At 44.0% G+C, this 17,124-nt stretch carries 12 protein-coding genes and 1 tRNA gene; 11 read left to right on the forward strand and 2 right to left on the reverse strand.

All coding sequences use genetic code 11. The annotated features are described in order from the left end of the window. Nucleotides 1-155: 155 nt before the first annotated feature. On the reverse strand, nt 156-2,393 hold the full coding sequence (locus L0U88_RS15855) for a RelA/SpoT family protein (RefSeq protein ID WP_234867067.1): 2,238 nt from the start codon (nt 2,391-2,393) through the stop codon (nt 156-158). Between the two features lie 176 nt (nt 2,394-2,569). On the opposite strand from L0U88_RS15855, the gene L0U88_RS15860 reads away from it, so the two are divergent. Continuing rightward, nucleotides 2,570-2,651: transfer RNA gene (locus L0U88_RS15860), tRNA-Leu, on the forward strand. 35 nt (nt 2,652-2,686) lie between these two features. Here L0U88_RS15860 and L0U88_RS15865 read toward each other — a convergent pair. After that, nucleotides 2,687-3,364, reverse strand: coding sequence for a helix-turn-helix domain-containing protein (locus L0U88_RS15865; RefSeq protein WP_234867068.1), 678 nt, complete (start codon nt 3,362-3,364; stop codon nt 2,687-2,689). A 94-nt stretch (nt 3,365-3,458) separates the two neighbouring features. Here L0U88_RS15865 and L0U88_RS15870 point away from each other — a divergent pair, with 94 nt between their 5' ends. The 10 genes from L0U88_RS15870 to tig all read left to right on the forward strand — a co-directional run bounded on the left by L0U88_RS15870 (nt 3,459) and on the right by tig (nt 17,033). Continuing rightward, on the forward strand, nt 3,459-3,857 hold the full coding sequence (locus tag L0U88_RS15870; protein ID WP_234867069.1) for a type III secretion system chaperone family protein: 399 nt from the start codon (nt 3,459-3,461) through the stop codon (nt 3,855-3,857). Between the two features lie 35 nt (nt 3,858-3,892). Beyond that, nucleotides 3,893-4,606: a PspA/IM30 family protein gene (locus L0U88_RS15875; protein ID WP_234867070.1), complete on the forward strand. Its 714-nt coding sequence runs from the start codon at nt 3,893-3,895 to the stop codon at nt 4,604-4,606. Between the two features lie 3 nt (nt 4,607-4,609). After that, nucleotides 4,610-5,290 (forward strand): OB-fold-containig protein, encoded by a 681-nt coding sequence (locus L0U88_RS15880; RefSeq protein ID WP_234867071.1) that lies wholly within the window; start codon nt 4,610-4,612, stop codon nt 5,288-5,290. 59 nt (nt 5,291-5,349) lie between these two features. Further along, the gene (locus tag L0U88_RS15885; protein ID WP_234867072.1) at nt 5,350-7,377 is read left to right on the forward strand and encodes an SPFH domain-containing protein; all 2,028 of its coding nucleotides are present in this window, start codon (nt 5,350-5,352) and stop codon (nt 7,375-7,377) included. Nucleotides 7,378-7,416: 39 nt separating this feature from the next. Further along, the gene (locus L0U88_RS15890; RefSeq protein ID WP_234867073.1) at nt 7,417-12,249 is read left to right on the forward strand and encodes a DNA repair ATPase; all 4,833 of its coding nucleotides are present in this window, start codon (nt 7,417-7,419) and stop codon (nt 12,247-12,249) included. Nucleotides 12,250-12,334: 85 nt separating this feature from the next. Next, nucleotides 12,335-12,889, forward strand: coding sequence for an RNA polymerase sigma factor (locus L0U88_RS15895; protein WP_234867074.1), 555 nt, complete (start codon nt 12,335-12,337; stop codon nt 12,887-12,889). Then, complete coding sequence (locus L0U88_RS15900) at nt 12,867-13,520, forward strand: hypothetical protein (RefSeq protein WP_234867075.1); 654 nt, start codon at nt 12,867-12,869, stop codon at nt 13,518-13,520. The genes L0U88_RS15895 and L0U88_RS15900 overlap by 23 nt, the downstream gene beginning before the upstream one ends. A gap of 4 nt (nt 13,521-13,524) precedes the next feature. After that, nucleotides 13,525-14,634, forward strand: a complete 1,110-nt coding sequence (locus L0U88_RS15905) for a hypothetical protein (protein WP_234867076.1) — start codon at nt 13,525-13,527, stop codon at nt 14,632-14,634. Between the two features lie 99 nt (nt 14,635-14,733). Beyond that, entirely contained in the window at nt 14,734-15,558 is an 825-nt protein-coding gene (locus L0U88_RS15910; protein ID WP_234867077.1) for a universal stress protein, read from the forward strand. 95 nt (nt 15,559-15,653) lie between these two features. Continuing rightward, complete coding sequence (tig, locus tag L0U88_RS15915; RefSeq protein ID WP_234867078.1) at nt 15,654-17,033, forward strand: trigger factor; 1,380 nt, start codon at nt 15,654-15,656, stop codon at nt 17,031-17,033. The last annotated feature ends 91 nt before the right edge of the window (nt 17,034-17,124 follow it).

Here is a 17,124-nt window from a genome sequence, read left to right on the forward strand (position 1 = left end):
ATAAATTGTTAAGACGATAACGGGGACACTGACTGATTTAAAACCGGATGCGTTGCAGTGAAACCTTACCACTCATCACGAAAAAAGGGCCTTGAAAAGATTGTGCTTATCAAGACCCCAAACAATTTGAGACCATCTTATCGTGAACTAAAAAATCAGCTTAGTTCTGCATCGAACCGATCAACGCTGTGAATACCACTGAGCCCTTTGAGACGGGCGACCAACTCATCGAGTTCTTCCTTATCATGAACGAATACTTTGATAGCACCCCTGAAGATGCCCTCTTTAGCTTCAATGGAAAGAGCACTGATATTGATTTTCATTTCACCTGAAATAAGATTGGTGATCTTGTTCACCACCCCCACATCATCGAGTCCAATAATATTGAGTCCGGTCAGGAACGATATCTCCTTATTTTTTGCCCATTTGGTTTTCACTACCCTGTGACCATAATTCGCAAGCAGTTTGGACGCATTCGGACAATTGGTGCGATGAATAGTAAGTCCTTTTCCGGTGGTTACAAAACCAAATACATCATCACCTGGAATCGGCTTGCAGCAATTCGCCAGGTTGTACATAATCTTATCGCTGCTTTCTCCGAAGATGATCAGTTCTGTATCTTTTTTGGAGAAATCACTAATGGTGGGATGCTCATTTTTTTCTTCTACCGGCTTTACAGGTTTGGGTGCTTCCAGTTTATCACCCAGCACATTGAATTCTGATAATTCTTTCAGATCAATACCACGGGTAGCCACCTGGTAGAAAAAATCAAGCAGTGAAGGTTGTTTGTAAAACTCAGCTAGTATCTCCGTATTGTGGGTGGAATATCCGGCACCCATTCCCTCCAGCTTACGTTGCACAATGTATTTACCATCCTCTGCAATTTTTCTCTTCTCCTCCTTCAGGGCATCCTTGATCTTGGTCTTTGCTTTGGCAGTTACTACAAAATTGAGCCAATCTTCCGATGGCTTCTGTTTATTGGAGGTAATGATTTCGATCTGATCACCGCTTCTGAGTTTATGACTGAGCGGAACCAGTTTATGATTTACTTTGGCACCGATACAACGGGCACCCACAGCCGAATGTATAGAGAAGGCGAAATCCAGTGCTGTTGAACCTACTGGCAGCATTTTCACATCGCCTTTGGGTGTATACACATAGATTTCTTCGGCCAGAAAACTGGTTTTGAAATCCTGCAAAAAATCGACCGAATCATTATCGGGTGTTTGAAGCACTTCGCGGATCTGATGAAACCATTTATCAAAACGGCTTTCATCTGCCGCCCCTTCCTTGTATTTCCAATGCGCGGCAAGTCCCTTCTCAGCGATTTCGTTCATGCGTTTGGTACGGATCTGAACCTCCACCCATTTCCCTTGCGGGCCCATTACTGTTGTATGAAGGGCTTCATATCCGTTGCTTTTAGGATTGCTGAGCCAGTCGCGAAGCCGTTCGGGAGAAGGAGTGTATTCATCCGTGATCATTGAGTAGACTTTCCAGCAATCTTCTTTTTCACGTTCTGTGGGTGAATCCAGAATGACACGGATCGCAAAGAGATCATATACTTCCTCAAAGCTGACCCCTTTTTTCTTCATCTTATTCCAGATGCTATGGATGCTTTTGGGACGACCATGAATTTCAAAATTGAAGCCGGTCTTTTCAATATTCTCCCGAAGGGGGCGGATGAATTCATTGATATAGCGGGTGCGTTCTCTTTTGGTTTCCGCAAGTTTACGGGCAATTTCTTTGTACACATCGGGCTCCATATATTTCATCGCAAGGTCTTCCATCTCGGTTTTGATGGTATAGAGCCCCATACGATGTGCAAGCGGAGAATAGACATAAACAGTTTCCGATGCGATTTTGAGTTGTTTTTCCCGCTTCATACTCTCCAGGGTGCGCATGTTGTGCAGGCGATCGGATAGTTTGATGAGAATTACACGTGGATCATCGGTAAGGGTAAGCAGGATTTTTTTAAAATTTTCTGCCTGTTGAGAGGCGTTCACATCGATTACATTGGCGATTTTGGTAAGGCCGTCTACAATGCGGGCGATCTCGGACCCAAATTGCCGTTCAATGTCATCAAGTGTGATATCGGTATCTTCAACCGTATCATGCAACAGGGAACAGATGGTAGAACGGACCCCCAGTCCTATTTCTTCCACGCAGATCCTGGCTACGGCAAGGGGGTGCAGAATATAGGGCTCCCCGCTTTTGCGCCGCATGGTTTTATGTGCATCGGCAGCCATTTCAAAAGCTATACGCACCAGTTCCTTATCGCCGGGTTTGAGTTTTGGTTTAAGGCATCGGAGCAAAGCCCGGTATTCCCTCAAGATCAATTTCTTTTCCTGCTCTTCGGTAAGATTATATTTCGGTATCACCGCTACTGTTTCCATACATTACTTGCTCCTTATCAATATAATAAACACTACGAATTTAAAGAAAAGAAGGATGTTTTCTTTTATTGGTGAAAACCACTACATTTGCAGCCCCTTCGGGGAGTGAGACGTGAGACGTGAGACGTGAGACGTGAGACGTGAGACGTGAGACGTGAGACGTGAGACGTGAGAATGCGGGCGTGGCGAAACTGGCAGACGCACCAGACTTAGGATCTGGCGCCGCGAGGCATGTAGGTTCGACTCCTATCGCCCGCACAAAAAAGCGATCGTTCTAGCAGCGATCGCTTTTTTTATGTCAGATGCTGGTAAACGGCCACCAGCTTCCAAAATCCGGCCTCTGGGCCAGGCTTCACTGGTAATTTCCTTAACTCATTCAGCACTAATAACAGCAGTTCATCCTGCCATTCAAAATTGCCCAGGATCAGCTCCAGGTCAGTAAGGAAAAGTCCCTGTTTCCCAATACACAGATGGATATTTTCTTCTGAAACAGCCTCAAAAACCAGTACATCCCTGGGTTGATAAAGTGAATAAGAACTATGATGCGCCATATTGGACTGATAAGAAACCGCCAGCAGGGAGTGATAATTCATCTCCGGAAGGGTCAGTTTGGGGAACATTTCCAGGTCTGTAAACTTTATTTCGCGGTAGGAGGCCTTCAGAAAGATGGTTTCACTAAGAAAAGGAACCTGTCGTAGTTGCATCTGAAGCAGTCGCTGTTCCTCTTCCAGCAGTTTATCACCATTGAATTGCAGAATTTCGTTGATCGTCAGCGTTCGGGTAATAAATGCCTCCAGCGGTATGCAAAAATAATTGGCAATTCGAAGAGCAGTTTCAAGCCGGGGTTCCGCTCTGTTCTCTTCATAGGAAGAGATATTTCCCCGAGTGAGTTCAAATAATTCAGCAAAAGCCAACTGGCTTAATCCTTTGGCAGTTCGAATCTTTTTAATATTGGCTCCGATCCTCGTCATTCATCCAAAGATAAGTGATATTCTTTTTATCTATGTGCTAATTTTTTTTGCATTTTTCATTTTTTTTATTAGATTTGTTAGGAACCTTCTGAGTATGGCAAATCATTATATAGAACAAATTGAAGCCTTTACCCGGCAGTTGGACTGCAGGATTCTGTATCGAAACGAGCAACAGGGCATCCTGAAGATTGATAATCCCGCAGACGGTATTCACAACCTGATCATCGGCATTGCACCTCCGATCCTGATCATGGAACAGTTTCTGTTTTCCTTCCAGCAGGATCAATGTGATATGTTTAAACAACTACTGCAGAAAAACAGGGATACCATACATGGTGCATTTGTTATTAATGAAGAAGGTAATAAAGTGCTGTTTCGGTATACCATGCAACTGGAGCATATAAATTTTAATGAGTTTGAAGGAGCGATCAATTCACTGGGACTCCTCCTCAGTGAATACGCAGACCAAATCATTGATTTTTCAAAGCGATAGCAACAACTGATTTAATCATATTCAAAACAGTAAACATGAACATTTTTAAACGACTTTTCCGGATCGGACAGGCTGAAATACATGCCGCGGTTGAAAAAATGGAAGACCCGGTTAAAATGACAGAACAGGGATTGAGAGAACTTCGCAAGGAACTGGCGGATGCCACCGAAGCATATGCGAAAGTAAAAGCACTTGCAATCCGAACTGAAAATGACCAACTCCATTGTCAGAAAGAATCGTTGAATTATGCAGAAAAAGCTATTTTAATCATGCAGAAGGCGCAGGTTGGCCAGGTAGATATGGGTAAAGCAGAAGAGTTGGCAAGGGAAGCCTTATCACTCCGAAGAAAATTTTGGGCAGAATCTGAGGAACTGGGCAATCAGGTAGTATCGTTGCAGCAGTCGTCCCGGGAGATGTTGCGCAACACAGAGATTCTTAAGGAGAATATGGAGAAATGGGAAAAAGAATTGAGGACCTTAAAGGCAAGAGTAAAAGTAAGCAAGGCAACAGAACAGGTAAATAAACAGCTGGCCCAACTGGATACCAACGGAACCATTGCTATGCTTGAACGAATGAAAAATAAAGTGGAAGACCAGGAGGCCCTGGCAAAAGCATACGGAGAAATTGCCGGTAACAAAAGCAACTTAAAAGATGAATTGAACGACTTGGTAAAAGACGATTCGTTTTCCATTGAAAAAGACTTACAAGCCATCAAGGAAAAACTAGGAATAAACCAAAACCCTGCTTAAGCTATGTCTGATTTTTTTGATCTGCTGTTTCATCCTCTGAGTAATGCAATAATGACGGTATTAACCGGCATAACAGCTATCTACTGGCTCTTTACTTTTATTGCCGGTGATTTCTTTGGAGACGGGGGAGCAGAGGCAGACCTGAATGTACATGGAGCAGATGTAGATACAGACACTGAATCGGATCTCAGCGATTCCGCTGGCGACAAATCCTTTTTCGACAAAGCCCTGGAATATATCAATATAGGCAAAGTGCCATTTATGGTAGTGTATTCTACTTTTAAGTTCATTGCCTGGATTATCACGCTGGTGTCTTCCGTAACACTTGGCCTGGCGGCATGGGGATGGAAATCAGTTTTTATCCTGCTACCGGTTTTCCTGGTCACTTATTTCATCACCCGTTATGCAACCAAACCGCTGGTAAAAGTATACGCTGCTATGGGATACAATGGCGAAGAAGCTGTGGATCTTATCGGACGAAATGCCATAATGCGTTCTACTATTTCCGGAGAAACCATTGGCGCTGCAGAACTCAAAGTTCAGTCGGATATCATCCGCATCAATGTAAAAAGCAAAACAGGTGAACCCCTACCCTATGATGCCCAGGTCATGATAGCCGATGAATCAGCAGATAAAAAATATTATCTCGTTATTCCGGAAATAAATCTGTCCAATATTGTATAAACTGGATTCTGCTAGTATATTACCAACCAAACATATAACCTGTAAACCTTTAATCAACTATGGGAGCACTTGGCGGCATTAGCCTACTGCTGATCGGCGGTATTGTTTTTCTGATTTTCATCGTATTATTTGCATTTGCCACTTTTTACAAAAAAATACCGCAGGGTAAAGCCATTGTGCGTACCGGCGTGGGCGGTGGCAAAGTTGCATTCAACAAAGGAATGTATGTGATTCCCATTTTACATAAAATGGAGATCATGGATATCTCCGTTAAAAAACTGCAGATCGACCGGATGGAAAATGATGGCCTGATCTGTAAGGATAATATACGGGCTGATATCAAAGTGGCCTTCTTTGTTCGCGTAAACAAAAATGTGGACGACGTACTCAATGTTGCCCAGATCATTGGCACAGAAAGAGCCAGTGATGTGGATACCCTCCGGAATTTATTTGAAGCCAAATTTTCAGAGGCACTGAAAACTGTGGGAAAGAAATTCGATTTTATCGAACTCTATGAAGCACGTCGTGAGTTCAGAACGGAAATCCTGAATATCATTGGTACGGATCTGAATGGGTATATCCTGGACGACTGCGCGATTGATTACCTGGAACAAACAGAAATCTCTTTTTTGAGTCCCCAGAATATCCTCGACTCCCAGGGTATTAAAAAGATTACAGAATTAACCGCAGAACAAAACATCAAAGCAAACCTCATCAAGCGGGAAGAAGAAAAAGTAATTAAGAAACAAAACGTGGAAGCACGGGAAGCAATTCTTGAGTTGGAACGCCAAATGGCTGAAAAGGAAGAAAAGCAGCGCCGCGAAATTGATAATATAAAAGCACGAGAAAATGCGGAGATCATGAAAGTTAGGGAAGAAGAGCGACTGAAAGCGGAATCGGTGAAAATCAAAACGGAAGAGTCGCTCGCCATACAGGAACAGAACAAACTGCGCCAGATTATCATAGCAGAGAAAAACAAATTGAGAACCGATGCGGTAGAAACCGAACGGGTAGAAAAAGATCGTGCGCTCGAAGCAACCGAAAGAGAAAAGATCGTAACACTGGCTCAAATCGAGAAAGAGAAAACGGTGGAAGTTGAACGTAAGAATATACAGGATGTAATTAAGGAGCGGGTTCGCCTGGAAAAGGGCGTAGTGGAAGAACAACAGGGCATTAAAGATCTGGAAGCCTTCCGCGAAGTAGAGCGTGCCAAGACAGTAGGTATTACAGAAGCGAGTCGTGAAGCCGAAGAAAAACTCATCTTCACTGTAAAAGCCGCCGAAGCAGATAAGAAAGCGGCCGAGGAAAAAGCCAGACAATTGATCATCGATGCTGAGGCTAAAAAAGAAGCGGCTGTTAAACAGGCAGAAGCCAGGAAAATTTTGGCTGATGCCCAGGCAAGAGAAGAAGCAACTCTTGGCTTATCAGAAGCAGAAGTAATGATTGCCAAAGCTGAAGCGGCAGAACGCCAGGGCACGGTGGATGCAACGGTGATTGAAAAAATTGCAGAAGCCAAACGCAAGGAAGGATTAACTCAGGCGGAAGTAACCAGAGAAAAAGCGCTTGCAGAAGCAGCAGGAATCCAGGAGAAAGCAGAAGCAATGAAAAAACTGGATGCGGTTGGTAAGGATCACGAAGAATTCAAATTGCTGCTACAGAAAGAAAAAGACATCGCGTTGGCGCAAATTCATATCCAGAAAGATATCGCAGATGCGCAGGCCGATGTATTGGCGGAAGCCCTGCGTACCGCGAAAATCGATATTGTCGGTGGAGAAACCATGTTCTTCCAGAATATTGTCAACCAGATTTCCAATGCCAAAGGATTTGACCGACTGATCAATGAAAGCGAACACGCTACGGATATAAAAAAGGCACTGATCGGCGATGGCAGCAACAGTGGTGATTTGCTGGAACGTATACGTGAATTCGCTGACAAATACAATATCTCAACGAATGATATCAAGAACCTCACCATATCCAGCCTCATTCTGAAAATGCAGCAACAGAGTTCAGATGCCGATCGGCCAATGTTATTAAACCTGGCGAACCTGGCGAGCAGCCTGGGCATCTCTAACAAAAAGCTCTAACCGAAAGTGAATGATTGATTGATGGAGGTAAAAGCAGGAATGGACACGAACCGACAGGATGTGCTGGATGCAGGCACATATGAAATTATCCGGAACCGTTTGCAGGAACAGCGTCTGGAGTTGTCCGGCAGACTGGCACAATTAAACCAGGCAAGAAAAGAGATTTTCAATTCTTCCGGATTTCAATTGATCGCCAACCAACGGATAAGTACCGAGAACAATGGAGTAGCCCGGGGCATTACAGCCATTGGGAATACTACCCTCTTTGCCTATAATGTTCACTTTGGGTTAAGAGAGGATATCAAATTATCGGATGTATTCAGCATCTATACTTTCACCGGCGATCATTTTGAACCGCAGCCGTTGAGTATATTGGAAGATTCCGCATTCATAACTGATTATACCAACCTATATAAATACTATCGTGACTCCATATTTGCAGGATTCAACCGTAAGCAGAATTATCTCTACATGGTATTTCAGACCAGCAAAAATCCGGATGACCGAAAAGCATTCAAATGGCTGATCCGAAATGAACAGTTGATCTACCAGGACGACCGGAGTATTCACGAGGTCAGAAAAGCAGCACAACATGACTTCCAGTGGATCCAGACTGATCTGAGCAACCGGAGACTGGGCATACATCCGCATATTTCCATTCAGGATAAAGTGTTTATTGAAGCATTGAATGGTGATATCACTTTCAAGATTGAAAACAATACAGATACCGGGAAGGGAATATTTTCAGACCCTGTCAACAACCGGGATCAGCAACTGGATGACGCCTTCTATTATTATGCCGACCTGGGCAACCTGATCGCCATCAAGATCAAACCCTACCAGGAAGATTTCCGGGCCTATATTTTTAATGTTAGGACGAAGGAGGTTACCTCCATACCCAGTTTAGTAGAAGCTGGTATTGTATTGCCCGAGAACCAGGGCATTATTTTTTCGAATGGATATTACCTTCAGAGCGGGGAATACAAACTATTTGAAAACGGCATCACGGATCTTGAATTCATACAAAGTACGGCATCTCCCAACGGCGAAGATTTTCTGTATTGTTTTTACCAGCGGACATCCAACATTTATGTACTGATGTCCTATAATATTATTTCCAGGCAGGTGGAAACACCGATTATATGCAATGGGTATACGATTTTTAATGATGGTACACTCGTTTATTTCAGGTCTGAAAATGAAGCAATCCGTCACCACCAGGTACAGATCTGGCAAACACCCTACACCAATACACTTCAGGAAAATGCATCACTGATCAATAATTACCTCTACAAAATTGGCAATAAGGACATTGTAGCTGCCATGAGTGAATGCCAGGAAGTATTGCAGTTGATTCAAAAGGAAGACAGTTACGAAGGACTGTATGAAGATATACTGAAAAAATCATCGGATATCCTGGATGCTTATTTCTGGATCAAAGAGGATGTGGCAGGCAACCTGGCTCAACCACTGGCGCAGATCCAGTCTATCGCCAATACGGCTATAGATGAATTTGCAAAAGTACAGTCGCAACGTAAGCATGCACGTGAAGTGCTAGTCTCCATGAAGAAAAAAGTGGAGCAACAGGTGATCGATATCAAAAATGCCTCCATTCAAACACTGGATCAGCTGGTACGTTTACTGGCGGATACCCGTAGCATGCAGGGCACCGTAATCGATCTGCTTAACGTTAAATATGTTGATACAGAAGGCGTACAGCAATTAAGGGAGGTTTTGCAGACCTATAACCAGTCGCTTTCAGAGGATACAGTACGGTTTCTGCTGAAGGAAGAAGCACTGATACCCTACGAACGGAAAGTAGCTGAACAGAAGCAGGCAGTTGAACGCATTCAAAAAGTAGTGGATGCGCAACCTGTTTCAGAAGCCATTCAGGAAATCGCCAAACAACTGGAAATGGTGATTGATATCCTGAACAGCCTTAAGATTGAAGACAGCACACAAACCACGCGGATTATTGAAAAAATCGCTGTTATATTCTCTTCCTTGAATGAAGTGAAGGCCGCGTTAACCCGAACTGTTTCCAACCTCAAGACCCGGGAACTTACGGGTGAATTCCATGCACAGCTCACCTTGCTGGAACAAAGCATGGTGAATTTTCTGGACCTCTCCGATACGCCTGAAAAAACCGATGAGTACTTTACGAAAATCAGCATTCAGGTTGAAGAACTGGAAAGCAAATTCGCCGATTTTGAGGAATTCGTGCTGAAGATCGCGGATAAAAGAGATGAGATCAGCAAGGCATTCAGCGGCAAAAAGGAAATCCTGCTAACGCAAATCAATAAACGAACCGGCAGCTTGGAACAAATCGGATTGCGGGTCCTGAAGAATATTGAAAACAAGGTTCAATCGCTCGACAAGAAAGAAAACATCTATGCATTTTTTGCATCAGACCTCATGATTGATAAGGTCCGTAACCTGGCTGAGGAATTAAAGACTTTAGGCGATGTAGCCAAGGCCGAAAATTTACTGAACCTGATCAAGCTGACCCAGGAAAATGCACTTCGTCAGCTTCGAGATAAAACTGAACTCTTTGAGGGTGGCAACAATATATTATCACTCGGCAATCACAAGTTCATTGTAAACAAGCAGGTACTGGATCTGAATATTGTCCGAAGAAATGAACGACTCTATTATCATTTACTTGGAACCAGTTTTTACAAGGAGATCCGGGAGGAAAAACTCTATACCTATCAGTCTATCTGGGACCAAGAGATTGTTTCAGAAAATCAGGAAGTATATCGCGCCGAGTTTCTTGCCTATGAGGCTTTCCTGGCGAGTAAACAAAGTGCGCAGGATTGGGATGCTGCTGCTTATATCAATGAAAAAACGGAACGTGATTTCGCAGCAGGTTATATAAAAGGGGTCCATAATTCAGATGCCTTAACAATTTACCAGGCACTGAAAAAGTTACAGGAAGAATTGGGCATCCTTCAATATTCACCGAAGCTGCGAGCCTATGCCCAATTGTTCTGGATGGAGCTGGATGAACCGGTACAGAAACGACTCCGGCAACTGATAACTGCCACCTATTCTATTGAAAAAAGTTTCCCCCGGAGCAGGCAGTTTGAATTTGCTGAGAAAGAAATCGTCGGCACTATTCTGAAGGCTGAACCGGCAATCAATGCGGAAACCGCCGCAGAGATGGCAGTCTATTTATACCAGGAGTTTTCAGTAAACAAAGATTTCACCATAAGCCAGCAGGCCTACCAGCTGACAAAATCCTTTAAGGAGCACCTCCAGCAAAACAAAAGACTGGAGGCATTTCACCAGGAAACCGAAAACCTGGAATTTACCAATCTGGAACGATTCCAATTGATTCAAAGCTGGCTACAGGCCTATCTTCATACCATTCCGGGTGAAACAAATAACTGGTACCTGACCGAAGCGGTTGCTTTGCTGCTATTCAGCCAGCATCCTTTTAAGCAAAAAACCGGTGCCGATACAACGGCGCTGGATACACTTAAAGGCACACATACTGTGATACGGGATGGACGATATTCCTTGCATTTTCACAGTTTTATAGAAAAACTTCAGCAATACAACCGTACCGTAGTACCCGCTTTCACTGCTTTCAACCAGGAAAAAGGACAGCTGATCAAAACCTATCGCAACCAGCTGAAGATTTCCGAGCTGGAACCTAAAGTATTAAGTTCGTTTATTCGTAACCGCTTGATCAATGAAGTTTATTTTCCTTTAATCGGGGCAAACCTGGCCAAACAAATCGGGGCTGCTGGGGATGATAAAAGAACCGCAAGGATGGGCATGCTTTTGCTGGTATCACCTCCGGGGTATGGTAAAACCACGTTGATGGAATACCTCGCAAAAACGATGGGACTACATTTCGTGAAAATCAATGGACCTACCATTGGACACAAGATCAGCTCCATTGATCCATTGGAAGCTACCACATCAGGCGCCCGGGAAGAACTTAAAAAAATCAACCTGGCCTTTGAAATGGCAGACAACGTAATGCTTTATATTGACGATATCCAGCATTGCAGTGCGGAATTCCTGCAGAAATTCATTTCACTGGCCGATGGACAACGAAAAATGGATGGCATTTTTGAAGAAGAAAGTAAAACCTACGACCTCCGTGGCAAACGATTCTGTGTAGTAATGGCGGGCAACCCTTATACAGAAAGCGGTGAACAATTCAAAATACCGGATATGCTGGCCAACAGGGCCGATGTTTATAACCTGGGGGATGTAATCGGCAATGCTGATGCGCTGTTTAAACTTAGCCTGATCGAAAACTCCGTAGCTGAAAACAGTTACCTGCAGAAAATCACTAATAAAAGTTTTACGGACCTCTACAAACTGATCCAATACCTCGAAACCGGATCGGAATCCTTACCTGAATTGGAGGGTAATCACAGTCAGCAGGAATTGGAAGATGCAATGAAAGTGCTGAAGCATATACTTCGCATACGCGACATCGTTATACAGGTCAATCAGCAATACATTGCAAGTGCAGCAATGAAAGATGCCTACCGCACAGAACCTCCATTCAAACTGCAGGGATCGTATCGCAATATGAACAAGCTGGCAGGAAGGGTAGTCCCCCTTATGAACGAGCAGGAAATAAGAGACCTGATCCGTTCGCATTATGAGGGAGAATCGCAGACGCTTACCTCAGATGCAGAAGCTAATCTGTTAAAACTGAAAGAAATCGCAGAAATGCTTACTGAGGAAGAAGAAACCCGGTGGAAAGAGATACAGTCAATCTTTCGGAAGAACAATCGCTACGGCGGTATGGCCGGGCAGGACAGTACCGGTTTGTTCCTTCAGCAAATGAGTGCCTTTAATGAGCAATTGGAAGCTATAGCACAGGCTTTGCAAAAAAGGAATTAATCCATCTCTGTATTAAAATTATTTTAGCAGCCGGGCAACCCTTGGAGGTCCGGCTGCATTTCTATTGCTAACCTACACTCGGCAAATGGATTTTGGTTCAATCTTGATACAGGTAAAAAAAGGGGACAGAGCAGCGGAAAAAGCTTTGTTTGAAGCGCTTGCGGACAGGATGTTATTCCTCTGTCTGCGGTATGTCAAAAGCAGGGAGGATGCCGAAGACCTGATGATTTCAGGCATGTTTAAAGTGTTTAGCAACCTGGTCCATTTTAAAGAAGCACATGATCACGGATTTATTAACTGGGCACGAAGGATCATGATTAACGAATGCCTGATGCACCTCAGAAAAAAGAACTGCCTCGTTTTAATCAGCGAACCGGTTCATGAAATTCCGGAAGACGGAATCGGGGTGCTGGAAAAACTGGATGCGGAAAGTCTTCTTGACCAGATTCTTTTATTACCGGCAGGTTACCGCACTGTTTTTAACCTGTTCGTGATAGAAGGGCTGGATCACCCGGAAATAGCCGATTTATTGCAGATTTCTGTAGGCACTTCCAAATCACAATTGAGTAAAGCAAGACAATTACTTCAACGGAACATACAAAAAGCAGGAATCAATTATGTCCGGTACAAAACCATATAATCAACTACGGGAACAACTGGATGGTCTTACGACACATCCTGCTTATCCCGCTCTCGACAGGGAGAACGCCTGGCAGCAACTGGAGCGTCTTAGAGCAGAACAAAATCGCGCCCCGGTTTCAATCTGGCGCAGATCAGCAATAAAGTATCCCCTTTGGGGGGCGGCGGCGCTCCTGCTCCTTTATTTTTCTTACCGGTTCTTTCAACCGGCTCCAGTAAAAAGCCTCCCCTACACCCGGGCTACCAGCAGTTTTCCTAAAAACGAAACCGCCAGCGCTACTCCATTAGAGAACAATAAGATGGAAGTTGTGCGTCAGGCAGAAAAAAGCGTAACACCATCCCCGGTTGTCAGCCATAAGCAAAACAAAAAAAACAATCAGGTTCCCACACAGGTATTGGCCCCAAAACCCGATACAGTGAGTATTCCGGCTATAGCTTCAGCATCGGAACCACTTATTGATGAAACCGGTGTACAGCCCATTATTTCTGCAACACCAAAAAAAATTTATCATCTCAACGAATTAAGGGATCCGGATCGTCCCTATAGCATCAATAAACAGAAGAAAAGAAGCACTGTTCCTGTTGCCAAACAGGAAAAAGGATTTACCATAACCATTCCCATTTCAAATTAAGCTGATGAAAAAAAGTATTCTGGCAGTCCTGCTGGCCGCAGGCAGTATGCCTTCTATTGCCCAAACTACAGGCATGAACCAACTTGGAATTCCATCGGATTTTACCTTTCGCAGGAATTTTACTATCGAATTAAAAAACAGTAATAAAGTCACAGTTGAACTGGCCGACATCAACGATCTCAGCCGGCTGCTGAACCTGGATTCGCTGATACTAAAGGCCTATGAAGATATTCAACAGCTTGCTGATACAACCAGCGATCCTCTATCGGCAGTCCGGTTTGATCTTAGTTGCCTGGAAGACGGACTCACAAAAATCCGCAGCAGAAAAACAACCCCTACGGATAGCTACTATATTAAACTGAAACAGGAAACGGCCTTATTAAAAACACTGCAGGATAGTCTTGTTATAACCGGAATTATTAAACATCCTGCAGCACCACTTGAACACAAATTAAATCCGGATTATCCAAGGTATTACCGACTAACGGTAAGTATTAACCGAATCAGTGATATTCCGGAAATTTTAAATGGAGAACTGAATGGCAAAATGAATACCCTTCTGCAGGAACATTCCGGGAAATGGAAGCAGCTTGCTGCTACTGAAAATTATGCACTGGCAGATGACCCTTCCATAACAGCTGCTGTAAAACGGGGCCATACTATTAAGTCAAATGACCAGTTGGAATTGAATGCAGGCATACTACTACAAAATTACCAGGGGTACTTTACGCCTGCCTTTAATCTAAAAGCAACCCTTGTGTTGATTAATAAATACAGGAACCGCGAACATGCCATCGGTATTGCCTGGCAACCAACTTTTGCCTATACGAAAAATCCGGATGGCAAACTGTCGGGTTTCCGGAACGATTTTATTGAGTTCAGCTATAAAGCCTGGAGATTAAAAAACGGAGAACGCCTCGAGAATAATGGCCTGAACTGGAATTTTTCAGTTGGTTATCTATTAAAGGAAAGAGGATCAATCTACACCCCTTCCACGTTTCGCATTGGGCTGGGTGGTTATCAATACCGTAAATCCAATCTGGAAGCCGGTTTGTATTTTTCAGATTTTTTCAAAAAACCAACGCCAACCATCCGGCTTAGTCATACTTTCTGATATTTTTTGCCTTGTTAAAATAATCAGCATTTAACCTGACAATTATCAGGTTCTGCTTAAATTGGGTAATTGTAATTTCAGGATCTAAAAATAATCACCATGAACTCTATCCTGGTAGCTACCGATTTTTCGAATCCTAGTCGCGGTGCCGCCGCTTATGCTGCAGCCCTTGCCAAATTAAATGGCGCAACCCTCACTTTGCTGCACGCCTATCTATTGCCCACACCTGTAAGCGAAGTTCCCTATGTGATGGTTTCTGTGGAAGAATTGCAAAAAGACAATGAAAAGTTGGTGAAGGAAATGGCAGAAGGACTGGAAAACCAATACGATATCAAGGTTAATACGCTGGTAACGATTGGACTTCCGGCGGATGAAGTAGTATTCCAGGCGGGAGAGATAGGGGCTGATCTGGTTGTAACAGGAATGCGCGGAGTAACTAATACACTGGATAAACTGATCGGCAGCACTACAGCAGCCATCATGCGGAAATCAAGCGTACCAGTGCTGGTAGTACCAGAACAATCGGTTTATGCACCCTGGAAGCAGGTGGTATATGCTACTGATTTCAGCTATACAATGAATCTACGTTGCCTGAAAATGCTTAAGGTCCTGTCGGGAAATCAGCCTGATATGCATATGAAAATTGTTTATGTGCAAAGACCGGGTGAAATTATGTCAGCCGAACAGATAGCAGGCAAGGTACGGCTGGATCCCATGCTGGAAACAATACCCCATAGTTATCTCGACCTGGAACATGTATCGGTAGAAGAATCCCTCAAACAATACCTGCACGACCATCCAACGGACGTGCTGGTAATGGTTGCTCATAAACACAGTTGGTGGGAACGCCTGTTCAGCCGAAGTCATACCCGTGAAATGGTGTACCAGTCGGAAATTCCCCTGTTGGTACTTCAGGATAAATAGGACTTGTCAATTGCCAATTGCTTCTTACCTTTGCCCCCCATTTTAAGGCAAGCAAAACTGCTTTTGCCCATTTGTATCAACAAAAAACACCATTTATGGCAACCGTAACGAGGGAAAATATTGGCCAGTTGAACGACAAGATTACTGTGAAACTGTCAAAAGAAGATTACCTGCCCTCCTTCGAGAAAGCACTTAAAAATTACAGCAAGCAGGCAAATATCCCCGGGTTCCGGAAAGGAATGGTTCCGGCCGGACTGATTCGCAAAATGCACGGTCAGTCTGTATTTGCTGATGAGGTATTACGCACGGTAGAAAAGCAATTGAGTAATTTCATGGTAAATGAAAAGCTCGAAATTTTCGCTCAACCCCTCCCCCTGCCGGAGAACGATAGTGCTAAGCTGGACCATATGGCTCCTTCCGAGTATTCCTTCGCATTTGAAGTAGGACTGAAGCCGGAAATTAAAGTTGCCGACCTGAAAGCTGCCAAATTGCCTTATTACAAGATCACTGTTTCTGAGGAAATGCTGGACGAGGAAACCAATCGCCTGCAACTTCGTAACGGAAATATGACCGAGCCAGAACTGGTCGATAATGAAGAAAATGTGCTGAACCTGAGCTTCCAGGAACTGGACGAAAACGGAGCCGTAAAGGAAGATGGTGTTAAAAAAGACAATTCTGTACTGGTAAAATATTTCGCACCTGCCTTCCGCAGCCAGCTGATGGGAAAGAAAAAAGACGATGTTTTTCAACTGACCCTTGGGGATGCATTTGAAGAGAAGGAAAGAGAGTGGATCCTGAGTGACCTGGGCCTCGCCAAAGAAGACCCTGCTGCCAGTGGGAAAAAATTCCAGGCTACCATAACCAAGGTTGGACTGGTTGAAAAAGCTCCCCTGGATGAGAATCTTTTCAAAGCCATTTTCCCCGGAAAAGAAATCGCAGATGAAGCCGGTTTCCGCGCAGCACTGAAAGAAGATATTGAATTACAACTGGATAATCAGAGTCGCAATCAATTGTACGATAGCATTTACCATTACCTGATTGACCAAACCCAAATTGAGTTTCCGGAATCCTTCCTGAAGCGTTGGATGCAGCAGGGGGGTGAGCAGCCCAAAACGGCTGAGCAGGCGGAGCAAGAGTATCCTTCTTTCGCTAACTCCCTGAAATGGACCCTGATCGTAGATCAGCTGGTAAAAGACAATCAGATTGAAGTAAACCAGGACGATCTGCGTGGTTTTGCCAAAGCACAGCTGTTCTCCTATATGGGCAATATGAATATGGGACAACTTGACATTGAGCAACCCTGGGTGAATGATTATGTAGAGCGAATGATGAAGGACCGCAAATTCGTAGAAGACAGCTACCACCGCATCCAGACCGACAAAATCTTCAATGTGGCAGAAAACCTGGTAAGCAGAGACGAAAAGGTGATCAGCCTGGAAGATTTCCAGAAGATGCAGGCGGAGCATCACCACTAGGAAGTGAGAGGTGAAAAGTGAAAGGTGAAAGAAGGGTGAAAAGTGAGAGGTGAGACGTCAGACGTGAGAAAGACTCCCGGATAAGCCTAGA

Source organism: Flavihumibacter fluminis, from assembly GCF_021491375.1.
GTDB lineage: Bacteria > Bacteroidota > Bacteroidia > Chitinophagales > Chitinophagaceae > Flavihumibacter > Flavihumibacter fluminis.